Raw genomic sequence first — 25,299 nt, forward strand, 5'->3', positions numbered from 1 at the left:
TTAATCCAATCTTTTATTTAAGGTTAAATCCTACACACGTACTTTCTGCTGATTGAATCGTATAAGCCGCTACTTCACTACCAAACTTAACAGCCTCTTCCAATGGTTTATTTTGTACTAATGCACTTACTACACCAGAAAAAAAAGAATCTCCCGCTCCAGTAGAATCAATCATCTTAACAGGATTTACTTTATGATATACCGCTTCTGCCATTGATTTTTGATAATATACCGCACCTTTTTCTCCCATTGTAACAATCATTGATTTTATCTCCATTTTATTAGCAAAATTTTCAACCTCTGCTTTAATTAAATCAAGATCATCATTTCCAAAAGAGCAATCGAAAATCTTTTCAGCTTCAATATCATTACAGATGAAACATTCCATCCCCATTAAAATATCTTTATCAGCTAAAATAACAGATAAGTTCCCTGGTAAGCCATAAATGGGCTTCTTTAAGCGATTTGCTGTATCTACAATCTTTCTAGAGATTTTTTGATTTAAATCAATTTCCAGAGCTACATGAGAAGATCTCTTGATAATTTCTTCACATTTTTCTTCCAGCAACGTTTCAAAAAAAATGAAATCTGGAGGGCTTGATATCGAACCTGCTAAATCCCCGTTATTATCTAGAATCGCCATAAACATCCCCATGCCATTTTGTTCAACTTTTTTTAGATATTCCGTATTGATATTATATTCCCATAAACGTTTTTCTACATCTATTCCCATTGCTGTATCATCAACGGTACTTACAAAAGTCACAGGTGTTCCTAATACTCCCATATCTTCTGCAACATTTCTTCCGACACCACCATGAATAAACTGTACATTACCTACATTACGCCCAACTGGGTCATACTTATTCTTTGAAAATCCTTTAATATCAATAAAAACCGTACCAAACAAAGCGATTTCTTGCATTCTTTTCTCCTTAGAGCATCATATATTTTTAAAATCCTATACCATTCTACAAAATATTCTATTGATATAATTTTATGGTATTCCCAAATAATTTGCAACGGATATGATAAGTTAGGCATTATTTTTTTTCATATATCTTATGAATACACCAATGCTAATAAGAATCAATAGAGTTCCTGTAAAAACAAAAACAAATTCAATACCAATTAATGTAGCAATCATGCCGCCCACTAAAGGGCCAACCATTGAACCAAGTTGATTTGCTGTTGTCAATAATCCAAATATACGTCCTCTAAAACCTTCATCGCTTGCATTTACTAAAATTGCACTTATGGCCGGATTAATCCCAACAATAAAAATTCCTACCATAAACTGCAAAGCTCCAAACATAAAAACGTTTTTTGGAAAAAATTGAAGGAAGCAAAAGATCCCTGCACCAAGAAAAGTAATTGCCAATACATTGAAATACCCTTTATTTTGACCAATTCTTCCCCAAACAGGTGCCGAAAAAGCACCTGCAAATCCACCTAAACTAAATACCAAGCCAGCAGTAAAGGCCACACCTTCCATACTGCCTTGCAACTTTCCAATATAGAGAGTAATAATCGGCTGCAATACCATAATCGCTAATTGAACGACAAAAGTAAGCAAAAGTAACTCGCGCATTACTTTTGCTTTACAAGCTATTTTTAAATCATCTAACAAACCACCCTTTGGATTGTTATTTATTGTACTCTCTGGTTCCCGTACCAAAAAAGCTACTGCAACCGTAACGAGAAACAATGCACCCGCCGCTGCAAAAAAGGCCATACGCATTCCTAAGTAATGTGATAAAGTTCCTCCCAGCAAAGGACCTATAATACTGCCAATCAATAATCCCGTCTGCATACAGCCTAAACTAAACCCGAGTTTTTCATTTGGCACACTTGATGCCACAATTGCCAATGAGGCAGGCAAAAATCCATTAGCGAATCCTTGCAAAATTCTCACTCCTAGCAATTGTAATGGATTCGTTACAATTGCACCTAGCACATAACAAGCGGCTAAACTGTAGCCAGCTCTAAGAACCATTCGTTTTTTCCCATTTTTATCTGCAGATCGCCCCCATATCGGTGCCATAATTGCTGCAATTAAAAAGCTAGCAGAAAATACTACACCTGACCATAAAGAAATATCGCCTTCCGATACGCCCAATTCTAGTAAGTATACCGGTAAAAACGGAATAATCATCGTATAGCTCGCCGCTGAAAAAATAACACTAAAACATAATGTCCATAAATTTCTCTGCCAATTCATAAAAACGCCTCCAAGTTACTCCGTAGCAGACGAATTTTGATACCGTTTAATTTTTTCTTTTAATTGTTTAAATCCGCCCATTTGAGTCACTAACATACCAATCATCATTAACGTACAACCGGTTAGCTCTCTTACTCCAAGAATTTCCCCCAATAAGAAATAACCTGCTAATGCACCGAATACAGTCTCCATACTCATAATAACCGCAGCATGCGCAGGCTCTGCATATTTCTGCCCTACAATTTGAAGCGTATAAGCAACACCAACTGACATTAACCCTCCATAAGCAATTGGTACTGCACAATCGATAATACTTGCTAAAGAAATCGTTTCTGTTACGATTGCTACTATCCCACTAAATAAAGCACAAAAGAAAAACTGAAAAAATGCCAATTGAATTGAATTAATTGCTTTTGCATAACGATCAATCACCAAAATATGTACTGTCCAAAAAAAAGCACTTCCTACAACCAATAAATCACCATATTCCATATAAAATCCTTCTTTTACACAAAGAAAATATAGTCCTATGATAGATAAGAATGCACCAAACCATGTACTTCCACTAATATGTTGTTTTAAAAGAAACCCAACTAACGGAACAAATATAATATATAAACACGTAACAAAAGCCGCCTTACCGGCAGTTGTATAGATTAAACCAATTTGCTGTAATGACACCGCAATACACATAATTAAGCCTGTAAATAAGCCAACTTTCCAAGCACTTGTTTTGCTATCCTGCTTATCCTTCTCCTCTTTTGAATCACGGAAATAATATAAAAGTGGCAACAAGGAGAAACACCCCAAAGCAAAACGTACTCCCGTATAAGTAAATGGTCCAATATATTCCATTCCTGCCCGCTGCGCAACGAAAGCCACGCCCCAAATCATAGCGACAAGTAATAAAATCAAATTTCCTTTTAATTTCAAAATTTAAACCTTCTTCCTATTCTTAATTGATTTTATTTAGCAAATATTTTCATAATAACATCTTTATAATGATTTATGCAAATATTACTTTAAATTTATTTGCAAATTAATTTATCTAGGAATTAATATGTTTGCCATCAAACAAAATAGTCTATACTATTGGCAGGATAAATCTATAATATTGTCAAAAAATATATAAAAATAACTAAAGGACGGTGATTTCATGATAAATAAAATACGTATATTAGAAGAATTCTTGACTTTAGTAAAAATATCTTCGCCTACAGGAAATGAACGCCAAATAGCAGATTATTTAAAAAATCTCTTAACGGATATTGGGCTAACCGTAACTGAAGATAAAACGGGCGAGTCTTTTGGCGGCAATTGTGGTAACGTAATCGCCTATTTGAATAGCACTAAAGCAAATACACCCACTTTGTTATTATCCGCTCATATGGACTGCGTTAACCCTTGTGAAAACGTAAAACCCCGTTTAAAAAATGGAATGATTACCTCTGATGGCACGACCATTCTTGGCGGTGATGATAAAGCGGGTATCGCCAGTATTCTCGAAGCTATTCGTATCGTTGAAGAAAAAGAAATTCCCCATGGCGGCATTCAAGTGATTTTTACTGTAGCCGAAGAAGGCGGACTCAACGGCTCAAAATACCTAGATAAAGAATGGATTAAATCAGATTTTGGCTTTTGCCTAGATTCTAGCGGCAATCCAGGTAAAGTTATTATCAAAGCGCCAGGGCAGGATAATATCACTGCTAAAATCAAAGGAAAATCTGCTCATGCTGGTATTGCTCCTGAAAGTGGCATAAATGCAATTACCATCGCCAGCAAAGCAATTGCCACTATGAAATCTGGAAGAATTGATGAAGAAACAACAGCGAATATCGGTATTATTCATGGCGGTATTGCAACAAATATTGTTCCAGAATATGTAGAAATATTCTGTGAAGCCCGTAGTTGTTCTCCGCAAAAATTAGCGAATCAAACAAAGCATATGTCAGATACATTTTCCAAAGTAGCGATAGAGAATAAAGCCAGCATAGATATTATTTTAGAGCATGAATATTCCTCTTACGAACTTGATACCAGCAGTCAATTAATCCAAATTGCAACAGAAGCAATAAAAAATGCACATATTGATTTAGAGCTTGCTGCAACTGGAGGAGGCAGTGATGCCAACTATTTTAATGCTAAAGGTCTTCCATGTGCTGTACTAGGTGTAGGAATGAGCAAAGTCCATACAACAGAAGAGTTTATCCTTGAAGAAGATCTTTATAAAACGGCCACCATCGTTTTAGAATTAATTAAATCCTGTGCCAACAAAGTAAAATTATAACAACGGCGCTAATAACCGAAAAACACCTTCGATCATCCGCTCGCCCCAATTGCGATTGTTATATTCTTGCAATGTAAAGGGGCGAGCCTCTTTCATATCGTCAGAAAAAATTCTTTTACAGCGTTTTGCAAATTCTTCATTGTAAAAAAACGCATTCACTTCAAAATTCAAAGAAAAACTGCGCATATCCATATTTGCCGATCCAATTGTTGCAACAGTTTCGTCAATTACCATCATCTTTGCATGCAAAAAACCTGGATATAAGAAAACCTCAACTCCATAGTCAAGAAGCTCACCTAGATAAGATAAACTTACCTTATGCACGACCATATTATCCGTTTTATGCGGAATCATAATCATAACTTTAATTCCTGATAAAACAGTTATTTTTATTGCTTCAATAAATGATTCATCTGGTACAAAGTAAGGTGTCTGAATACATACCGTGGATTTTGCCGAATTTAATAAATTCATTAAGTTCCATTTTATTTCTTCCTCAGCCGTATCTGGTCCACTAGAAACAATTTGCATGGGTATAATACATTCTTGATTCACCGGTGGAAAAAACTTTTCGCTATCAGAAAACTGTTCTACATTACGATAATTACATGCAAATAACCAGTCCTCAATAAATCTAGATTGAAGAAAATAAACACTTTCGCCTTGGATTCTTAAATGCGTATCCCGCCAAGGAGAATGTTCGGGACTAAGCCCCATATACTCATCCCCGATATTCATTCCACCTAAATACCCGATTTTACTATCTATAACAGCAATCTTTCGATGATTACGAAAATTCACCCTTAAATAATTGCTTATACTAATAGGGAAAAAACGTTTCACTTCTCCACCACAGTCAATAATAGGTGCAAAAGTTCTACTTGGTGTCAAAATACAACCAGCATGGTCATAAAGAAGCCTTACCTTCACTCCTTCTTTTGCTTTCTTAGCCAAAGCTGCAATAATTTTTCTGCCAATTTTATCATCACGAATAATAAAATATAGTAAATGAATACTCTCCTTAGCTTGTTTTATATCATGTAAAAGTTGAAAATATTTCTCTTGGGCATCAATAAAAATTTGTACATCATTATGAAACGTACAGGGACATGTGCCAACATTGTAATTAAAATTTAGTAGCTTCTGGTAAGTAAATAATTCTTTATGCTGTAATGCTAAAGAATCACCTTTTAGCTTTATTCTTGTAATAGTACTTAGATGATAAAAAAGATCTTGTTGTCTTTTCATTTCCAAAGTTTTCTTCTTCCGAATCACAATATTAGTACCAAATAATAAATACAAAATAAACCCGATAATCGGTAAGAACACTAACGCTAAAATCCAACTTAAGGCTAAAGAAGGATTCTTTCTTTCAATACATAAAATAAATAAAACAAATAAAAAATTGGCCAATAAAATGAAGATCATAATAAAATTGCCCGCAATATTCTCCATACACTTATCCTTTATCCACTGTTAACAGTGTCTTTATTTTCACACTACCTATCAAAAACTTCCCCCTAATAAAAAAAAATATGTATGGATATTATCCCCAACGAAAAAAAGACTTTTCATTTTAGAAAAGTCTTTTTAAAACTATCCAACCAAGTGTAGCCCAATAAAAATAATACAGCCAATAGATGCCCCAACTATACACCCATTCATTCGAATCCAAATTAAATCTTCTTCAACTTTTTCATAAATTAATCGATTAAGTTCTTCTTTTGTTAACCCTTCTAATACATCGCGAATAATTACCGCCATCATATTGCGCCCTTCAAGTAATGCTCTCCCCACAACATCTTGGAGATAAGATTCTAAATTACGCTTCAATACAATATCATTCTTTAATGTATATAAAGCATTCTCAACATTTGTTGTAATAATTTCAACTAAAGGAGCCTGCCTCACGAGTGCATTTCCCTCAGAGTCGGGACGTTTTAAGGATATTATTATAGATTCAATTAATTCCTTTAATAACTGTTTGGTTTGTAATCCGCTAAAAACGCTCATCTTTAAAGATTCAAAGCTTTGACATAATTCAATATTGTCTGGTAAACGGTGCAGACTATTTTTAAGCTCATCTATCAAAGCTCTTCGCATCTGATGGTTATGGTTTTCACGCATCTCTGTAAGGGTATAAATAAGTTGCGCCTGTACAGTTTGGGCAATTTCATCAACATTTAAAACATTGCTTTGCTTTGCCACAAACATCATCATCATCGACAATAGCCCTTGACTCTTTTCCTCCAGATACTCTTCTAAATAAGCTTTGACTTTATCGTTAATCGCGCCTTCTTCTACCTTTTGGATCGCCCGTTTAAGCAAAATATCTATTTGTGTAGACCCTTTCTCAGAATTTATAAAGTCTATCATCATATTCTTTACTTGGGGCAATAACTTCGTGTTCTGCACTTTTTCATGAATTAACATGTCAAGCTGCATTGCCAACGCTTCTGCGTTCAGAGAAGATAATAGCTGCTCAAAATAATCTAGAATTCTTCTGCTGATTTCCTTTTGAAAATTATTTTTTTCTACATAGGCCAATATATAGTCGATAAATCCTCCTTCTTTAGACCATAACAACATTTGCTTTTTCGTAAAAAATTCCTTTTGTACGAGCTTAATACACCCTTCAATGACTTGCTCACGTTTACGCGGAATAATTTCCGTATGATAAGGGAAACCAAGCGGTTTTTTGAACAACGCTGTAACAGCAAACCAGTCGGCTATCCCGCCAATCAACGCAGCTTCTGCACAAAATAACAATCCTTTAATATAAATAGATTGCGGATAATAAATTTTTAATAGCAGACAAATAACAAATAAAATTGCAGCAACCCCTAAAGCTTTGTCTGCTTGATTAAGCCTTCTTTGCATCTTAAACAAACCTTTCTACAAGAAATGTAAGGACATAAAGCATCATACCAGCTATTGCGCCTACAACAGAACCATTAATACGAATCATCTGCAAGTCGTCCCCCACCCGATTTTCCACAAGATTCTTCAAATCATCATTAGACAATCCATCTAATTTTTCTCGTATTTTCGTCTCTAAAACAATATGTTTTTCAGAAATAACATGCATAACGATTTCTTTCATAAATTGCTCGCATTTCTCCTGCAATTTATCATCACTACGCAATCGTTGAATTTGATTATCAACAATTTGATCAATTAAGCGTCTTAAATTCATTTTTTGCTCTTCCAAAAGAACGTTTAAAAAATTTACAATCGCATTACTTACATTTAGTTTTTCGTTAATCATATATTCTAAGAATTGGTTTAAACTTTCTTCAAGTTGTTTATTTTCCTTCTGATTAAGTAACCATTCAATGATGCGAACTTTCAAATCAATTCTTAGTGGATGTGTACGAAATTGTAAGTCACGCAAATATTGAATAATTTCTCTCTGTACCATTTTTGCAATTTTTTCTTCTGATAAATCTAAGAAACGACTTGCCATTTCACGCATTTCTGCCTGACCAGTATATTGCTGCTTAATCTGCGTTACAATTTGCTCAATTACGCCTACAACAGCAGGATGGTGAACATATACTTCCAATTCTACGAGTAATTCTTTAATGAAAGCATCTTCTTCATCACGCTCAAGCGTATGAATCAAAGCTTCAATCACCGGTTTAATTGTATTCATTTCTTTTACTTTTTCTTGCAATAAATTTTCTAAAATTTTAGCTAACTGCTCTTTATTTGATTCTTTAAGAAAAAGGGTAACCATCTGATAAAGAAATTGTTTGATTTTTTCATCACCTTTTGATTCATCAACATAGGTAAGCGCTAGCTTCATTAATGAATAACGATCTAAAACCCTTATGATGTTTTCTTTTCCAAGTAAATCTTTACTAATAAACGTAATCATATCGCAAAAAATCTGTTCGCGATTACGTGGGATTACTTCTGTTCGATAACCTATTCCCAATGGCTTCTCAAACAATGCTCGCACAGCAAACCAATCAGCTAAGCCACCAATAACAGCCGCAAGCATCCCAGCATTGAATAAGCCGCCCCAAAAACCATCGCGATATGGATAGCTGAGTATAAATAAAATCATCATTAAAAACAATAAAAACGTTGCTTTATTCTTTTGTAACATCTAAAATCTCCCTCACTTGCTTTCACTTATTCCGACTTAAAAATTCTCCCCCAATCGCGAAAATCCTTTTTCTATGGAAACGCTACAAAAAAATGATGTGCAAAGAAAGAAAAATCTCTCTACACATCATCTCACTTATCATCGTATGATGAAATTATCTTATTTATTTTCTTCCGTTTTGTTAATTACAACTGCTGCTGCCGCATCACCTGTAATATTTAGAGTTGTACGACACATATCAAGTACACGATCAATACCAGCAACTAACGCGATTCCCTCTAGTGGAAGGTTAACTGCTTGTAATACCATAGCTAGCATAATCATCCCAGCACCTGGGACACCAGCTGTACCAATAGAAGCCAAAGTACCAGTTAGCACTACGATTAACATTTGTGCTGCAGTTAAGTCAACACCATATACATTCGCAATAAATAATGTACAAACACTCATATAGATTGCTGTACCATCCATATTGATGGTAGCCCCCAATGGTAATACGAAACTAGAAACTTCTTTAGATACACCAAGCTTTTCTTGACAGTTCTTCATATTAACTGGAAGCGTACCTGCACTGCTACAAGTAGTAAATGCAATCATCATCGCTTCAGCCATACCCTTAAAGAATTTAATCGGACTCATTTTCCCTACAACTTGTATTACACTTGCATAAGTAATAACAGCATGAATAATGCTAGCAACAAATGCCGCAATAATTACAGATAATAAAGGCAATAAAACTTTTGGTCCGTTTGCCGCAACAACTGGTAATAATAACGCAAATACGCCATATGGAGCAAGTTCCATGATAAGAGTAATAATTTTATAACTCACTTCCGCTAACGCTTCAAAGACATTTTGTAATGGCAATGCTTTTTGTCCAACATGCGTAATTCCAATACCAATAATCAATGAAAATACGATAATCGGTAACATGTCCACATTTGTCATCGCTTTTAACGGATTCGCTGGAACCATGTTAACAATTACTTCCATAATTGTCGGAGCAGCTTTTACATCTGTTTTTGCTGCCTCTGCTGCAATGCTGATACCATCACCAGGATGAACTACACCAGCAACACCCAAACCAATAATCATCGCAATGGCTGTAGTAATTAAGTAAAATGCCATAACCTTTACGCCAATTCTACCTAACTTTCTCGTATCACCTAAGCTAGCTGCACCTACGATAATTGATGCCATAACAACTGGAACGATCATCATTTTGATTAAATTGATAAACATTGTCCCAATTGGTGCAATCCACAGCTTAATCCAAGGTAGATTTTCCGCCCCAGCGATTAATCCGGCAATAATTGCTAGAATCAATGAAATTAAGATTTTTACGGATAAATTCAAATTTCTTCCTCCTATCATTACCTTTATTTATTAAATTCTACATATTAATTATACATAAAAATATTCTAATATGCAAAATATTTTGTATATTTTGTACAATTTCTTTTTTTCTACAAAAAAAGACAAAAGTATATCAGCTATACCTTTGCCTTTTCTTAGATTTTTATCTATTCTTAGTGATGCCCACCGCAGCATCCATGACCATTTTGCCCGTGATGCCCACCACCGCAAACATGGCGTTCACCATTCATCAATTTAATCTTTTTTAAGCTGCCGCATTTTGGGCACTCAATTTCATATCCATGTTTACCACCTTCACTACAAGGTGCTACTTCCCATACATGTTTACAATCCTGACACTCAAATTTTCTGTTTGCCATTTTAAAAAATCCCCCTTCAATCGATATATTGCAGCCTTTAACTAAAGCTTCTGCAACTTTTTGTTTTGCCGACTGCAATACCCTTTGAAAAGTTGCTCTTGAAAGCCCCATTATTTTTGCGGCTTCATTTTGCTCCAGACCTTCATAATCTTTCAATCGAATCGCCTCATACTCTTCCACCTGCAAAAGTATTGTTTCCGCATTCTCTGCTTCCGCTAAAAATCTCTTGCATCTAGGAAGGTCATCGACAATACCACAACAACGTATTCTCACCATTACAGTCGACCTCCAATTGAGCATATGCTCATTTATATTATAGCGCCTATAGTAATTTTAAGCAAGAAAAAAACCGCCCAAAGGCGGCTTTATCTAAATTATCGTCGTTTCTTCGGTCTGCGCGATGCAGTTTCGCGACTTTGTTGCCCTGTTGGCTTTGGTTTACGGCGACTGCGCTGATTCACTCCACCATGGCCACTGCCTTTGCGATTTGCATATTTGCTTAATGGCGCACGTTTTTGCTGTTCAGGTTTTTCATTTTTCTTTTCATTTCCTTCTTTTGAAGATTTCGCCACCTGCTCTTTGTTTGCTTTTACTGTTGCCTTTTCCTTCTGAATTCTAGTTTGAATTCCCTGCTCAATCGTGCGAAGATAATCGTATTGACGAGCATTAACAAAAGTAATCGCTTTGCCAATTTCACCAGCGCGTCCAGTTCTACCGATCCGATGAATATATGTTTCCACATCATGTGGAATATCATAATTAAATACATGGGTCACACCTTCAATGTCTAGCCCACGGCAAGCAATATCCGTAGCTACAAGAACCTGCAATTTCGCAGTAGCAAATCTCCGCATAACAAGGGTACGCTTCGCTTGCGTAAGATCTCCGTGCAATTCATCAACTAAATACCCACGTTTTGCAAGTTCCGCAGTCACTTGTATAACACGTTGTTTTGTATGACAAAATACCATTGCTAGATATGGCTGATATTGATTAATCATCGCACATAATTGATCTAGTTTTGATGCTTCATTTGTATCAATAATAATTTGCTCTATACCCTCTAATGTAATCGTCTCTGACTTAATATTAATATCTTGCGGCATTCGCATGTAGTGGCGAGATAATCCACGAATCCTATCAGGAATCGTCGCCGAGAAAAACATCAACTGACGATCTCCAGCAGTTTCTTTCAAAATTCCTTCAACTTCTTCAATGAATCCCATATGCATCATTTGGTCCGCTTCATCTAAAACCACTTTGTTTACACTAGATAAATCCAGCGTTTTACGACGTAAATGGTCAAGAATCCTCCCTGGCGTTCCAATAATAATATGTGGATTCTGTCCTAGCTTTTGTACTTGCCTATCTACTGCCTGTCCACCATAAACAGTAAGGGAACGCACACCTATTGGCGCACCAATCTTTTGTGCAACGGCTGTAATCTGAAGTGCTAATTCTCGTGTTGGTGCAACAATTAGAGATTGTGCAACTGGCACATTCACTTTTATTTTTTCCATAATTGGCAATAAAAAAGCCAGTGTTTTCCCTGTTCCCGTTTGTGCTTGCACAACAACATCATTCCCACTTCTTATCGCTGGAATAGCCGCTGTCTGGACAGGTGTCGCCTCTGTAATTCCATTTTCTTTTAAAACTTTGCACAAATTCTCACTAATTTTTAATTCTTGAAAAAATTTTTTCATTCTCTATCCCCTTTAAATTTTAAATAATTACTTTATTGACGTTTTTCTTTCAATAGATTATGACTATTCTATTACTTCTTTATACTTTATACTTTATACTATATATTAGATGAATTTTTCATAAAAAACAAATTTTCTTCAAAGAATTATGCGATATAGTAAAAACGCTATAGAATGCAAATGAAAGGATTTTATCATGAAATTACTTTTAATTGAAGATGAAGTTAAGTTAAGCGAAGCATTAACTGTCCTGTTGAGGCGAGCCGGTTATACAGTCGATACAGCTTTAGACGGATTAACAGGATTAAATATGGCTTGTACAAATCCCTATGATGTAATTATTCTCGACCGCATGTTGCCACATTTAGACGGTTTATCTGTATTAAAAGAAATACGAAAATTAAAACTTACTATCCCTATACTTTTTTTAACAGCAAAAGATGCTCCTAGTGACCGAGTGGAAGGTTTAGAGTGTGGAGCAGATGATTATCTAATCAAACCATTTTTTACAGAAGAACTTCTTGCACGTATTAAAGCATTGTTACGCCGTACAAATAAAAAAACAACAGACAATACCATTTCTATTGGTGATCTTACGCTTCACATTCTGCACGGAGAAGCGATCAAAGGTAATGAAAAAATTCAATTAACAGCAAAAGAAGCCGCTCTCTTATCACTGCTTATGCATAATGTCGGACAAGTGATTACCAAAGAGCGAATCATGGAGAAAATCTGGGGCTACGACAGTGATGCTAATATTTCCAATGTGGATCTTTATATCTATTACCTGCGCAAAAAGCTTAACATTCCTAATATAAAAACAATCCGTGGTATTGGGTACTCATTTGAGGAGGATATTGATGTTTAACAAGTTGCGTTTAAAATTAACTTTTATTAACGTCGCTATTATTATGGCATTATTTACAGTTCTTATCACAGGTACCTTTATGTTAACAAACTATGGCGTAAATCAAGGTTCTTATCACGTGATGAGTAAATTAAGTGAGGAAATTAGGTCTGGCCAGCTTACAGATATTCCAGAACGCAAGCGTCAGCATCCCCCAACAATCATTGGTATGATTCCCCCACCAGAACCCAGTTTTTTTTATTTAAAGGTAAAAGATCAAAAAATTATCGCTTGTTCCTCAGGGATTACTATTAAAGATGATTTAATCCCTGCCTTTGTTGAAAAGATTTTAACACTTCCTCAAACTGAAGGAAAAATTTCTTTTGTTAATACGGACATTATCTACACCAAAACAATGTTAACCGATTCCGAAACGCTAATCGTATGTAATGATTTATCTAGACAAAATGAGTTGTTACAATCTCAGCTCTACATATTTCTTCTCGTTGGACTCTGCTGTGCACTTCTTTCCTTTGCTGCAAGCTTCTTCATGGCAAACAAAGCAATAGCACCAATTCGTAAGGCTTTAAAAAATCAAAAGAATTTCGTATCTGATGCTTCGCATGAATTAAGAACGCCATTAACAATTATTCAAACCAATTTAGATATTTTAAAAGGAGCAAACAGCAAAGAAACTATCGATGAAAACACTCATTGGATTCATAATATTCAAGAAGAAACAACTCGCATGTCACAGCTTATTAACTCTCTGTTATTTTTGGCACGCGCCGATGCTAAACAACAGCTACTAAGCATGAAAAAAATTCGAATTGATGAATTAATTATCGATACATTGAAATCCATTCAATTATTAGCCGAGAAAAAATCCTTACGACTTAACTATTCATCATTCACTCCGGCAACGATACTTGCTGATGAACCTAAAATTCGTCAAGTCCTCACCATCATTTTAGACAATGCAATACGTCATACAGATACTAATGGCATAATTACAACCAAGCTTACTATTTCTTATGATAAATGTATTATTACAATTAACGATACAGGAGAAGGTATTGCCAAACATCACCTGCCTAAATTATTTGACAGGTTCTATCAAGTAGACGAATCTCGTCATAAAGGCGGCAGTGGTCTCGGCCTCTCCTTAGCCAAATGGATTATCGAACAGCATAACGGAAGTATTACAATTGACAGCCAATTAAAGGAGGGAACTACCGTAACAATCAAATTGCCATTATCAAAATGAAGTAGTCTTGATTTAAGTGGCGTTTTCAATTTATCTGAATCCTATCTCTGGACAAAAAGTGCCATTGCAGGCACTTTTTTCATGACTATACAGACAAAAATAATCAGAGCCAAAGCTCTGATTATTTTCGAATAAGATAAAATGGATGTGTGTACTTAGTGAGGTAAGTACATTTGTGATGAAGTAAATGGGTTCATCTACATCTTCTATTATCTTATAGTTTTCTTTGAAAATTCTTTGAAAAACTAACCTTACCTAAAATTACTTGTCCGCCATCAATTTTGCAATTTTATTTGCAAAACCAATTGGATCTTCTGGCAAGAGGCCTTCAATCAATAAAGCTTGTGCATAAAGCATTTCACAGTAATCTTTAAAGGTATCGTTCTGCTCGCCATTATGAAGTGATTGTAGCCTGCTAAATACTTCATGATGTGGATTGATTTCTAAAATACGACTTGCTTTAAACATTGGATTATTTGCTTCAGCAAAAACCTGTTCCATTGACAAGCTGATGCCGTTATCGCCGCTGACTAAACAAACAGCACTTGATTTTAGACGGTTACTAATTTTCACATCAGCAATTTTGCCTTCTAAATTTTCTTTCACTGCCTTGATTAAATCTTCGTTATCTTTCGCAATTGTTTCTGTTTCTTTCTTAACTTCTTGTGATTCTACATCATCGAGATTTAAATCACCACGACTTACAGAATGGAATTTCTTATCACCATATTCACGTAATGCTTCAATAGCAAATTCATCTACATTATCATATAAGTATAGAACTTCAATGCCCTTTTCTTTCAATAATTCCATTTGCGGTAATCTTTCAATAGTAGCTGCATCTTTACCAGTTGCATAGTAAATTAAATTTTGACTTTCCGGCATTCTTTCTATATATTCTTTTAATGTTGTAAGGGCTGTGCCTTCTTTAGATGTAGCAAATAGCAATAAGTCTTTTAATTTGCTGCTATCTTGAGGAGCAGTGTAGACGCCAATTTTAAAAGATTTTCCGAACTCATTCCAGAACGTTTCGTATCTTTCACGTTCATTTTTAAGCATTTTTTCTAAAGTCTTCAATACGTTCTTTTCAAGATTTTTTCCAATTAATTTTAATTCACGACTTTGTTGTAAAAGTTCACGAGAAATGTTCAAAGAAAAATCTGGCGAATCTACAAGCCCACGCACGAACCGTAAGTAATCTGGCAATAATTCTTTACATTTATCCATGATAAATACATGACGAGAATATAATTGAATGCCAGGTTCATAATCCGTATGATATAAATTATATGGTGCACGTTTTGGCAGGAATAACATCGTCGTATATTCCACTGTACCTTCTGCTTTGGAGTGAATCACTTCAAACGGGTCTTCCCACTCATGGAACAAATTTTTATAAAACTCAGTGTACTCTTCCGGTTTTATTTCGCTCTTATTCTTTGTCCAAAGTGGACGCATAGAGTTCAATGTACGTACTTCAATACGTTTTACTTTTTCAGCCCCTTCAATTTCTTTTCCTTCATCATCTTTTGGGGTTTCCTCTACTTCAAAATTCATTTTAATTGGGAAGCGAACGTAATCGGAATATTTTTTTACTAATGCTTCTAAAGCATATTCATTCGTAAAGTCTTCCTCTGCTTTGTCACCATAGAATTCTTCACCAAGCGTTAAAATGATGCTTGTCCCACGCGTTTCTTTTTCCGTTTCTTCAATACTGTAACTACCGTCACCTGTGGATTCCCATTTTACTGCTTTCGTCTCGCCGGCTTTGCGTGTGATTAAAGTTACTTTTTCTGCTACCATAAATGCAGAATAAAAACCTACGCCAAATTGTCCAATTAAATCTTTATCTGTTGTAGATTCTTTTTCTTCTTTTAGTTTTTCTAAAAATGCTTTTGTGCCTGATTTTGCAATCGTTCCAACATTTTCAATCACTTCATCATAAGTCATCCCAATTCCATTATCAGAAATCGTTAATGTATGACTATCTTTATCTGGGACTAAGAAAATTTCAAAATCTTCTTTGCCTTCTAGTAATTCTCTATTCGTCAATGATTCAAAACGAAGTTTATCAATCGCATCTGACGCATTAGATATCAATTCCCTCAAAAATATTTCACGATTCGTATAAATAGAATGAACCATCAAGTCCAGTAATTGTTTCGTTTCAGCTTGAAACTCGCGCATTTCTTTTGCCATTATTCAAACCCCTTTTTCAGTATTATTGTTAGCACTCTAACGTCGTGAGTGCTAATCTATTGATATAATACCGCGATTTGGCGTTGAAATCAATATCTGATAAAAAAATTATGCTAAATCCTCAAGAAATTTTAGCAATAATTTAACCGCTTATCATTTATCCCTTTTTATTGAAATTACCCCACCAAAATTTCACGACAAAAATGTGACAAAATCATTCTATCTAATGGATTTTCAAGCAAAATATATCTTATCGGAAAGCATATCTTTATATAACCATTCTATAAAATAAAGGTTGCAGTAAAAACTACAACCTTTACCCATAATTATTTATCTAAATTTTAAATTTATTTACTTCTACTCGTAATTCTTGTGCCATTGTCGCTAAGGACTGACTAGCTGTAGCAATTTCATTGACAGATGCGGTTTGTTCTTCTGTTGCTGCAGATACCGTTTCTGATTCTTCAGCTACTCTTTTTGTCCTTTCATCGATTGACTGTACAGAAATTACAATTTGTTCTGTTCCCGTAGCCATTTCATGAATCGTCGCAGCAATTCCTCTAGATTGTTGCGCAACACTTTCTACTAAATTTACAATTGCCTTAAACGATTCTCCCGCACTGATCACTACTTTTGTTCCATCTTGGACTTCTTTTGTCCCTTTATCCATAGAAAGCACAGCATTATCTGTATCACCTTGAATTTCATGAATTAAATTTGCAATTTGTTTTGCTGCATCTTGTGATTGCTCTGCAAGTTTTCTTACTTCTTCAGCAACAACTGCAAAGCCACGTCCATGTTCTCCCGCACGTGCCGCTTCTATTGCTGCATTTAGTGCTAATAAATTAGTTTGTCCAGCAATGCCTGAAATCGTATCAACGATCATTTCGATTTCTTTTGACCGTTCTCCTAATTTTCTTACTACTTGTGCTGAATCATTCACGGCAGCTTCAATTAAATTCATTTGATTAATCGCATTATCTACATCCGCACCACCCGTTTTAGCAGTCTCAGCGGCTTGAGAAGCTTTATCTGCTGACAGAGATGCATTTGCAGATGCTTCTTCAATGCTTGCAGATAATTGCTGAACAACAGAAGAGACCGAGTTTATCGCATCTACCTGTTGATTTGAGGAAGCTGCTACGTCTGTAATAGATGTTGCAATTTGTCCACTAACTAAAGCCGATTGGTCCGCACTTGCTGTGAGTTCTTCTGATGCAGATGCTACATGCTCAGAAGAGCTTGAAATTGACTTTAATAAATTTCGCATATTTGAATCTAAAAGATAGAGTGCTTTAATCATCGTGCCAATTTCATCTTTTCGCTGAAAAACTGCTAAACTTCCATCATGGGAATAATCGCCTTTTGAATACTTATCAATTTTATTCGTCGCAGCAATAATTGGTGCAGCAAAATATCGTCCAATATAAACTGAAATAAATAAAACAATCATTTGAATTACAATCAGAATACCTATAGCAAGTAAAATATCTTTTTTCAAATTTTCATTAAGGCTCTCATTATAGATTGCTGATTTTTTATCGATTTCATCCACCCAGTTCCCTGTGCCAATTATCCAATTATAAGGCTTGTACGCTATACTATATGCACGTTTTTTTAATGGCTCACTTTCACCAGGCTTTGGAAAAGAATATTCCGAATAGCCACCACCATCTTTTTGTCCATTTTGAAGGATTTCTTTTATGTAGTATACACCATTCGGGTCAACATCATTAATTCTAGATTTTCCTTCTGCCGGGCGTCCTAATAAAACAACATTTATCCCCTCTGCTGTATCAATCCAAAAATATCCTTTTCCATCATCATAACGCAGCTCTCTTACTAAATCTGCTGCTTGTTTTTTCGCTTGTTCTTCTGTTAGCAATCCTTTTTCCTGATCCTGATGAAATTTTTCTACTAAACTAACTACATTTTGCACTTGTAATCGAAACTCATCATTATACTTTTCTTCAAGCTGTGTACGATAAATTTCTCTTGCATTCATATTAGCACTAATCGTCTGATAAATGAAGAATCCACCTATACAAAAAATAGAGATAATACTGATAAGATTCATTGTTAAGATTATTTGTGTTTTTATTGACTTCATTCTACATTTCCCCCTATCTTTTCCCTAATAGTTTAATTATACTAAATATTCAGAAAAAGAAAAGTAGCCTAAAGTCTTTTCTTATGGATTCCTTGTTATTGCATAACATTTTCACCATAAAGAGGCGCTGGAAGACCATAACCACCTGCAACAGGAAGGGTTTCTCCTGTAATAAATGCAGATTGATCACTGGCAAAAAATAAAACTGCATTTGCAATATCCTCTGGTTTACCAAATCGTTTTATTGGAACGTGTTTTAAAAAATTCTCAATAAAATCTTTGCTCATATTGTTCATTGCTGAATTCGTTGCAATTAAGCCTGGCATAATTGCATTACACCTTACATTTTCACGTGCATATTGTACCGCGATATTTTGCGTTAAAAAATTAATTCCTGCTTTTGAAACACCATAAGCCAACCTTGACACATCAGGTAAAATTGCACCTATACTTGAAATATTGACAATGCTACCGCCATTATTTTTTATCATATACGGAATTGCAAATTTGCTAGGCAAATAAACACTTTGAATGTTATCTTGCAAAATTTCGAAAAAAGTTTCAGTATCTCCTTTTAATAAATCAAAATCCTTTTTCACATTTGTGCGACCATAATTATTAACTAAAATATCAATTTTTCCTTCAGTAGTTACAGTTTCCTCTACAATTGATTGATAAGTATCAATTTGTGTTGCTTCAAAAAAAAGCGCTTTTGCTCGTCCACCGTTTTTTTCAATCTCCTTTACTACCTCTTCCCCTGATTCAATCGTTTGCCCCCCAATATATACACTAGCTCCATGTTTCGCTAGTATAATAGCTGAAGCTCTACCAATTCCTTGTGTTGCCGCTGTAACTAATGCTACTTTTCCATCTAAAATCCCCATTCTAACACTCCTTCTCACAAAACAAAGCTTCTTTTTTATAAATTTTATAATTATCTTGTTCAAAAAAGTAGGATTTATACAAAAAGGGATGCTAACTAATATTAGTTAACATCCCTTTTATCTTACTGATTTCCCGTGCCCGAAAGCCTTTTAATAACAAAAATAATTTATTTTGATTTAAAGCTAATTAATCCTTCTTGATATGGATTAATTCTTTCTTTAAATTTATCCATTGGTGAAATTAAAGTTACCATATAGTTACGTTTACTTTGAATATATGTAACGGCTTCCTTTTTTTCACCTTTATTAATTGTGTAAAGTGCGGGTTCTTCTTCAATTGGCACTACAGCTACAACTTCATTTGCCCCATTATGAAGTAAAAGTTGCATATAGGCATCCAACTCCTGCGTTGGCATATCTTTCAATTTTGGCATATCTTTATCCGTAAAAGCATCAACTAAAATTAGCCAACCATACTTCACTTCATTCGCATCTCCCTCAAATACTAAGAGGACCCCTTTTTCATCCTGTGTTCGATTTAAAGAAATAATGCCTTGCGGTTTATCTGGGCAAGTAATAGAAAAACCATATTCCGTATTCGTATATGTATATGGAGCTGCCTCAGTTCTAAGTGGTAGCACGATTATTGCAAAAAGAGTTACTGCAAAAATAAATAAATGTTTCTTACTTTGATAAAATAGTTTTTTCATTCGTTTATTCCTCCTACTTTATTTATTCAATGATCAATCTGCTTAAAAAAGCTATTATTTCATTGAATGTTTCAACTGTCCATAGAGATTTCTAATCGTTTTCTATAGCAGTCTACTTATCTTAGTTTTACCATTATACTACAGTTTTGAGGATTTTAAAAGAAATGCGTTTGGCTATGCCAAACGCATTTCTAAAATAAAGCCTATTGAAAATATTTTATTTAGTTATTGTAACATCTTTTTGCACGTTTTTCTTTTTCCGTGTATTAAATTTAGCTGCTAGTTTTTCAACAACAACAAACATAACCGGAATTAGATAAATTCCCATTATCGTTGCTACTAACATACCACCAACAACGGCAGTCCCCATTGCATTTCTTGATGCCGCCCCTGCACCAGTTGCCACAGCCAATGGAAGACATCCAATAATAAAGGCAAGTGACGTCATGATAATTGGACGTAAACGAAGCTTCGCAGCTTCAATTGCAGCTTCAACTGGTTCCATGCCACGGTCAACACGAACTTTTGCATATTCTACAATTAGAATTGCATTTTTCGCCGCTAAACCAATCAGCATGACAAGCCCAATTTGCATATAAACACTATTTTGAAGATTTCTTGAGTACTCTGCTAAAAGAGCCCCAAAGATACCTGTCGGTACGCAAAGCAATACCGCATACGGGACACTCCAGCTTTCGTAAAGAGCTGCCAAACAGAGGAATACAAAGATGATTGCTAACGCAAAGATGATCATCGTACTGCTACCTGCTTTTGATTCTTCACGACTTTGCCCTGACCACTCGTATTTAAATCCATCTGGCAAAGTTTGTTCTGCAACTTCTTGCATTGCTTTCAATGCTTGTCCAGAGCTATAGCCTGGAGCTGCTGCACCATTAATTTGAATGCTGCGTGCTGCATTAAAACGACTAATACTTGATGCCGCAGTAATCGTTTTCGGTTTTAAAAGAGTATCGACAGGAACCATCATCCCCGTTGAAGATCTAACATATAAGAACCGTGTCATATCCGCTTCATTTCTAAATTGTGTATCCGCCTGCATCATAACTTTATAAGTACGACCAAAGCGATTAAAGTCATTGACTTGTGTACCACCAAAGTTTACTTGCAGAGCAGTAAATACATCATCAAGATTTACTCCAAGATTTTTTACTTTTTCACGGTCAACTTCAAATTCAATTCCTGGAGAATTAATTTTAAACGTTGAATATGCTTTGGCAATTTCTGGACGCTGATTTGCCGCCATAACAAATTGTTTTGTAATCGCATCTAACTCTTCATCTGTATGTCCAGACATATCTTGAAGCATCATTGTGAAACCACCAACCATGCCAAGACCAGGCAATGCTGGCATATTCATTGCCATAATACTAGCTTCACCAAATTGAGCAGTAGCACCGTAAGCGCGTTTTACTTGCGCATCAATTTTTAAGTCCTCAGTAGTTCTTTGACTCCAAGGAGTTAACCCAACGAACATCGTTCCCGCATTAGATTTAGAAGAACCGGATAAAATATCATAACCGACAATCTCTAAAGTATCTCTTACGCCTGGTTGAGCTCGTAATACTTCACCAACATTTTTTACTGTCTCTTTTGTATGATTTAAGCTCGTACCTTCTGGTAAAGAAATTGATACTAGATAAAATCCTTGGTCTTCATCTGGAATAAATGTACTTGGTACAATTTTAAACATTCCATATGTGCCAATAATAACAATCAGCAAAAATAAACATGCATATTTTGCTTTCTTAATTACTGCATGAACAGCTTTACCGTAGCTTTCGGTTTTTGCTTCAAACCATTCATTAAATTTATCAAAGAACCTTCCTAAAAAGCCTTTATGAGCATTAGGATCATGTGGTTTTAACATCATCGCACAAAGTGCTGGCGTTAATGACAATGCCACGAAAGCAGATAAAGCCATTGATACCGCAATTGTGAGCGCGAATTGTTTATACAGAATTCCTGTCATTCCACTGAAAAATGCAACTGGAATAAATACGCAGGCAAGTACGAATGCAATAGCAACTACCGGGCCTGATACTTCATCCATGGCAAGTTTTGTTGCTTCTTTTGGAGATAAACCTTTATAACGCATATTGTGCTCAACGGCTTCAATAACGACAATTGCATCGTCAACTACAAGCCCAATCGCAAGAACCATTGCAAATAACGTTAGCGTATTGATTGAGAATCCTAATACGAGGAACGCACCGAAGGTCGCAACTAACGATACTGGAATCGCAAGCATTGGAATAAGCGTTGCGCGCCAGCTTTGTAAAAAGAGGAATACTACTAATAACACAAGTAATAAAGCTTCAAAGAAAGTCTTAACAACTTCATGAATGGATTCCCTTACATACTCTGTATTATCAACAATCTCTTTAATTTCCATATCTGGTGGGAAGCTCTTTTTCGCATCCTCAATAACTGCTTTTACAGCATCAACAGATTCAAGCGCATTAGCATCATTTGTTAATTGAATACCAAAGCCAACTGAATTCATATTATTTAAAGTACTATTAATATTTGTAGTTTTCGCACCTGTTTCTACTCGAGCTATATCTTTTAAATAGATAAAAGAACCATTAGGCTCTGCACGAACAATTACGTTTCCAAAATCCTCTGCTGTTGTAAGACGTCCTTGAACTTTACCCGTATATTGAAACTCTTGTGTGTCGGGAGCTGGCATCTGACCAATTGTACCTGCCGGAGCTTGAATATTTTGTTCTTGAATTGCTTTAGAAACTTCGGCAATCGTTAATCCTAGCTCTGCCATTTTATCCGGATTAATCCATACACGCATGGAAAAGTCCGGACCGAATACCATAATATCACCGACACCTTTAACGCGTTTCAATGCATCAAAGATATAAATATCCGCATAGTTTTTTAAGAAAACTTCATCGTATGTTCCATTTGGCGAATATAAAGCAACCATATAGGACATATCCGTTGAAGCTTTTTTCGTCGTAATTCCGACTTGTTTTACTTCACTTGGCAAACTCGCATTTGCCTGTGCTACTTTATTTTGTGTTTGTACTGATGCGATATCCCCATCAGTATCAGAAGAAAATGTTACACTAAGGCTATAACGACCACTATCATCACTTGTAGATGACATATAGTCCATACCCTCAACACCATTAATCTGCTGCTCAATTACCTGAGCAACCGTCTGGTTAACTACATCAGCATTCGCTCCTGTATAAGAAGTCGATACACTAACTGTTGGGGGCTGAATCTGTGGATACTGTGCAATCGGTAAACTGAAAGCTGAAATCGTACCTAAAAGTACCATCATCACAGAAACTACGATTGCAAAAATCGGACGTTCAATAAAAAATTTTGCCACTATTTATTCGCCCCCTTAATTCAAGGACAATTGCAACTCTTCTGGAGTTACTAAAGTCACATCTAGGGCTACACCACTTTGAATTTTTGTTAAACCTTCAACAACAACTTGATCAGCCGCTGTTAAACCGGATTCGACAATATAGTAACTACCCACTTTAGAACCAAGTTTTACCTCACGTGATTCTGCTTTATTATCCGCACCAACTACAGTTACGAAACTCTTTTCCAACAACTGTTGAACAGCACGTTGCGGAACCAAGATGGCATTTGGAATTGTTTCCCCGCTAATTTTTACTCTAGCAAACATACCAGGGATTAAAATTGCATTTGGATTTTCAAAAGTTGCTTTAAAAGTTAATGTCCCACTATTTTGTGCTAAGCCCCTATCGACTTGCGTTACTTTACCTGTAATAGGGTATTGTGTTCCATCACTAAGTGTGATCGCAACAGTTTCCCCCCATTGTTCTGTCATTCCATTTTTGTGTAATGAGGCCAATTTTAAGTATTCATTTTCACTCATGCTAAATTGAACGAATACAGGGTTCGTTGATGATACAGTAGCCATAGTAGTAGAACCTGCTGTAACATACGTACCAACACTTAAATCATTAACGTCCATACGACCATCAATTGGAGAAACAATTACAGTATCTGCAAGGTCATCCGCTGCTTTTTGCACATTTGCACGATTAAATTCTACAACAGCTGCATTTTGTTCTTCTACAGATTGTTGTGTATTTAAAGTTTGCTCTGCAATTGCATCAGCGGCCGCTAATTGACGATAGCGATCTGTATCTAGACGTGCATTACTCAAATTCGCTTCTGCCTGTGCTAAACTTGCCTGTGCAGAATTTAATGCACTTTCATATTGACGAGGGTCTATTCTAAATAAAGGTTGCCCTTTATGTACGCTATCCCCACCATTGACTAGCTTTTCAATAATATTACCAGATACTCTTGCTTGAATTTTAATTTCATTTTTTGCCTGAATTTGCCCAGCATATTCAGAAGTCATCGGTGTATCTTTTTGAATGACCTGAACAGCTTTTACTTTAACTGGTTGTCCACTTTGTGATGCTTGTTTCGTACTGCCACACCCTAAAACAGCCGAAAGTGCAAATACAGCAACCAGGCTTAAACAACAGGCTTTCATTTTTTTTCTTGAAAGTACTATTTTCCTCTACCTCCCTTTAATATTTAAAACCTACAACAATTGCATGACTGTTCATGTAAAAGTTTATGAAAATCACCACAAAATTTAGGTTTTCCCCATTACAATAGTAAATAGTTATTTACTATTCACGGATTCTATAGTATAGTAATACTATAATTTTGTCAATGGATTTTCATTAAAAACAGAACGGAGTTTATACCAATGTCGACTGTTAGAAATAAAGAAATTGCAGAAAATTTCTCACATTTACTTACTATTTTTCATCAAAAATTCATTCAACCTCTTTCGATTCCTTTGCCATTAAACCATTTTGGAACGCTGATCTGCCTCGGTAATAACGGTACACAAACGATTGGCGAATTATCATCTAAGTTGAAAATTTCCAAGCAACAAATGTCTCCTATTATTGACAAATTACATAAGTCTGGATATATCACGCGTGAACAAGATAAAACTGATCGCCGTAGTGTAAATATATCCATTACTTCTGAGGGCTATGATCTGCTTTCTGCCCATCATGATAATATTGTACATTTATTTGAACAAAGATTAGAAACAATATCAAATATAAATAATCTCGAAGAAATAAGACAAGCACAAATTGCGTTAATACGCTTAATTAATAAGTATTTTTAACAGAGGATTTTCCTCTGTTTTTTATTGACTCATTTA

At 35.4% G+C, this 25,299-nt stretch carries 19 protein-coding genes; 4 read left to right on the forward strand and 15 right to left on the reverse strand.

Annotated features, from left to right (window positions below):
* Positions 1-13: 13 nt before the first annotated feature.
* The 3 genes from P3F81_RS10000 to P3F81_RS10010 all read right to left on the reverse strand — a co-directional run bounded on the left by P3F81_RS10000 (position 14) and on the right by P3F81_RS10010 (position 3,154).
* On the reverse strand, positions 14-925 hold the full coding sequence (locus tag P3F81_RS10000) for a PfkB family carbohydrate kinase (protein WP_147670010.1): 912 nt from the start codon (positions 923-925) through the stop codon (positions 14-16).
* 111 nt (positions 926-1,036) lie between these two features.
* Positions 1,037-2,221, reverse strand: a complete 1,185-nt coding sequence (locus P3F81_RS10005) for an MFS transporter (protein ID WP_147670011.1) — start codon at positions 2,219-2,221, stop codon at positions 1,037-1,039.
* Positions 2,222-2,236: 15 nt separating this feature from the next.
* On the reverse strand, positions 2,237-3,154 hold the full coding sequence (locus tag P3F81_RS10010; protein ID WP_309320362.1) for a DMT family transporter: 918 nt from the start codon (positions 3,152-3,154) through the stop codon (positions 2,237-2,239).
* Positions 3,155-3,377: 223 nt separating this feature from the next.
* Here P3F81_RS10010 and P3F81_RS10015 point away from each other — a divergent pair, with 223 nt between their 5' ends.
* Positions 3,378-4,508, forward strand: a complete 1,131-nt coding sequence (locus tag P3F81_RS10015) for a M20/M25/M40 family metallo-hydrolase (protein ID WP_147670013.1) — start codon at positions 3,378-3,380, stop codon at positions 4,506-4,508.
* Here P3F81_RS10015 and cls read toward each other — a convergent pair.
* From cls to P3F81_RS10045, 6 genes are all read right to left on the reverse strand, one after another.
* Positions 4,503-5,963, reverse strand: a complete 1,461-nt coding sequence (gene cls, locus P3F81_RS10020) for a cardiolipin synthase (protein WP_147670014.1) — start codon at positions 5,961-5,963, stop codon at positions 4,503-4,505. The genes P3F81_RS10015 and cls overlap by 6 nt on opposite strands.
* Before the next feature lie 141 nt (positions 5,964-6,104).
* Positions 6,105-7,388, reverse strand: coding sequence for a DUF445 domain-containing protein (locus tag P3F81_RS10025; protein WP_147670015.1), 1,284 nt, complete (start codon positions 7,386-7,388; stop codon positions 6,105-6,107).
* 1 nt (position 7,389) lies between these two features.
* Positions 7,390-8,622 carry a DUF445 domain-containing protein gene (locus P3F81_RS10030; protein ID WP_147670016.1) on the reverse strand — a complete coding sequence of 411 codons (1,233 nt, stop codon included), beginning with the start codon at positions 8,620-8,622 and terminating at the stop codon, positions 7,390-7,392.
* A 159-nt stretch (positions 8,623-8,781) separates the two neighbouring features.
* Complete coding sequence (locus tag P3F81_RS10035; RefSeq protein ID WP_309320363.1) at positions 8,782-9,978, reverse strand: dicarboxylate/amino acid:cation symporter; 1,197 nt, start codon at positions 9,976-9,978, stop codon at positions 8,782-8,784.
* 173 nt (positions 9,979-10,151) lie between these two features.
* Positions 10,152-10,634, reverse strand: a complete 483-nt coding sequence (locus tag P3F81_RS10040) for a DUF134 domain-containing protein (protein WP_147670018.1) — start codon at positions 10,632-10,634, stop codon at positions 10,152-10,154.
* 98 nt (positions 10,635-10,732) lie between these two features.
* Complete coding sequence (locus P3F81_RS10045) at positions 10,733-12,061, reverse strand: DEAD/DEAH box helicase (protein WP_147670019.1); 1,329 nt, start codon at positions 12,059-12,061, stop codon at positions 10,733-10,735.
* A gap of 196 nt (positions 12,062-12,257) precedes the next feature.
* On the opposite strand from P3F81_RS10045, the gene P3F81_RS10050 reads away from it, so the two are divergent.
* Both P3F81_RS10050 and P3F81_RS10055 read left to right on the forward strand, forming a co-directional pair.
* The gene (locus tag P3F81_RS10050; protein ID WP_147670020.1) at positions 12,258-12,929 is read left to right on the forward strand and encodes a response regulator transcription factor; all 672 of its coding nucleotides are present in this window, start codon (positions 12,258-12,260) and stop codon (positions 12,927-12,929) included.
* Positions 12,922-14,175: a sensor histidine kinase gene (locus P3F81_RS10055; protein ID WP_147670021.1), complete on the forward strand. Its 1,254-nt coding sequence runs from the start codon at positions 12,922-12,924 to the stop codon at positions 14,173-14,175. Before P3F81_RS10050 ends, P3F81_RS10055 begins: the two co-directional genes overlap by 8 nt.
* Before the next feature lie 261 nt (positions 14,176-14,436).
* Here P3F81_RS10055 and htpG read toward each other — a convergent pair whose 3' ends face one another.
* The 6 genes from htpG to P3F81_RS10085 all read right to left on the reverse strand — a co-directional run bounded on the left by htpG (position 14,437) and on the right by P3F81_RS10085 (position 24,606).
* Positions 14,437-16,374: a molecular chaperone HtpG gene (gene htpG, locus P3F81_RS10060; RefSeq protein WP_147670022.1), complete on the reverse strand. Its 1,938-nt coding sequence runs from the start codon at positions 16,372-16,374 to the stop codon at positions 14,437-14,439.
* A gap of 334 nt (positions 16,375-16,708) precedes the next feature.
* Entirely contained in the window at positions 16,709-18,484 is a 1,776-nt protein-coding gene (locus tag P3F81_RS10065; protein ID WP_147670023.1) for a methyl-accepting chemotaxis protein, read from the reverse strand.
* 95 nt (positions 18,485-18,579) lie between these two features.
* Complete coding sequence (gene hdhA / locus P3F81_RS10070; RefSeq protein WP_147670024.1) at positions 18,580-19,368, reverse strand: 7alpha-hydroxysteroid dehydrogenase; 789 nt, start codon at positions 19,366-19,368, stop codon at positions 18,580-18,582.
* Positions 19,369-19,535: 167 nt separating this feature from the next.
* A complete protein-coding gene (locus P3F81_RS10075) occupies positions 19,536-20,078 on the reverse strand; it encodes a hypothetical protein (RefSeq protein WP_147670025.1) in 543 nt (180 codons plus the stop codon).
* 217 nt (positions 20,079-20,295) lie between these two features.
* Positions 20,296-23,451 carry an efflux RND transporter permease subunit gene (locus P3F81_RS10080; RefSeq protein WP_147670026.1) on the reverse strand — a complete coding sequence of 1,052 codons (3,156 nt, stop codon included), beginning with the start codon at positions 23,449-23,451 and terminating at the stop codon, positions 20,296-20,298.
* 15 nt (positions 23,452-23,466) lie between these two features.
* Positions 23,467-24,606, reverse strand: coding sequence for an efflux RND transporter periplasmic adaptor subunit (locus P3F81_RS10085; protein WP_147670027.1), 1,140 nt, complete (start codon positions 24,604-24,606; stop codon positions 23,467-23,469).
* Between the two features lie 222 nt (positions 24,607-24,828).
* On the opposite strand from P3F81_RS10085, the gene P3F81_RS10090 reads away from it, so the two are divergent.
* A complete protein-coding gene (locus tag P3F81_RS10090) occupies positions 24,829-25,263 on the forward strand; it encodes a MarR family winged helix-turn-helix transcriptional regulator (protein ID WP_147670028.1) in 435 nt (144 codons plus the stop codon).
* The last annotated feature ends 36 nt before the right edge of the window (positions 25,264-25,299 follow it).

It is taken from the genome of Selenobaculum gibii, from assembly GCF_030273445.1.
Classification (GTDB): Bacteria; Bacillota; Negativicutes; order ICN-92133; family ICN-92133; genus Selenobaculum; species Selenobaculum gibii.

What these genes read in the sequence shown, in the direction of transcription:
- P3F81_RS10000 (WP_147670010.1), bottom strand. Translation starts at nt 925, where the DNA reads ATGCAAGAAATCGCTTTGTTTGGTACGGTTTTTATTGATATTAAAGGA.
- P3F81_RS10005 (WP_147670011.1), bottom strand. Translation starts at nt 2,221, where the DNA reads ATGAATTGGCAGAGAAATTTATGGACATTATGTTTTAGTGTTATTTTT.
- P3F81_RS10015 (WP_147670013.1), top strand. Translation starts at nt 3,378, where the DNA reads ATGATAAATAAAATACGTATATTAGAAGAATTCTTGACTTTAGTAAAA.
- cls (WP_147670014.1), bottom strand. Translation starts at nt 5,963, where the DNA reads ATGGAGAATATTGCGGGCAATTTTATTATGATCTTCATTTTATTGGCC.
- P3F81_RS10025 (WP_147670015.1), bottom strand. Translation starts at nt 7,388, where the DNA reads ATGCAAAGAAGGCTTAATCAAGCAGACAAAGCTTTAGGGGTTGCTGCA.
- P3F81_RS10030 (WP_147670016.1), bottom strand. Translation starts at nt 8,622, where the DNA reads ATGTTACAAAAGAATAAAGCAACGTTTTTATTGTTTTTAATGATGATT.
- P3F81_RS10040 (WP_147670018.1), bottom strand. Translation starts at nt 10,634, where the DNA reads ATGGTGAGAATACGTTGTTGTGGTATTGTCGATGACCTTCCTAGATGC.
- P3F81_RS10045 (WP_147670019.1), bottom strand. Translation starts at nt 12,061, where the DNA reads ATGAAAAAATTTTTTCAAGAATTAAAAATTAGTGAGAATTTGTGCAAA.
- P3F81_RS10050 (WP_147670020.1), top strand. Translation starts at nt 12,258, where the DNA reads ATGAAATTACTTTTAATTGAAGATGAAGTTAAGTTAAGCGAAGCATTA.
- P3F81_RS10055 (WP_147670021.1), top strand. Translation starts at nt 12,922, where the DNA reads ATGTTTAACAAGTTGCGTTTAAAATTAACTTTTATTAACGTCGCTATT.
- htpG (WP_147670022.1), bottom strand. Translation starts at nt 16,374, where the DNA reads ATGGCAAAAGAAATGCGCGAGTTTCAAGCTGAAACGAAACAATTACTG.
- P3F81_RS10065 (WP_147670023.1), bottom strand. Translation starts at nt 18,484, where the DNA reads ATGAAGTCAATAAAAACACAAATAATCTTAACAATGAATCTTATCAGT.
- hdhA (WP_147670024.1), bottom strand. Translation starts at nt 19,368, where the DNA reads ATGGGGATTTTAGATGGAAAAGTAGCATTAGTTACAGCGGCAACACAA.
- P3F81_RS10075 (WP_147670025.1), bottom strand. Translation starts at nt 20,078, where the DNA reads ATGAAAAAACTATTTTATCAAAGTAAGAAACATTTATTTATTTTTGCA.
- P3F81_RS10085 (WP_147670027.1), bottom strand. Translation starts at nt 24,606, where the DNA reads ATGAAAGCCTGTTGTTTAAGCCTGGTTGCTGTATTTGCACTTTCGGCT.
- P3F81_RS10090 (WP_147670028.1), top strand. Translation starts at nt 24,829, where the DNA reads ATGTCGACTGTTAGAAATAAAGAAATTGCAGAAAATTTCTCACATTTA.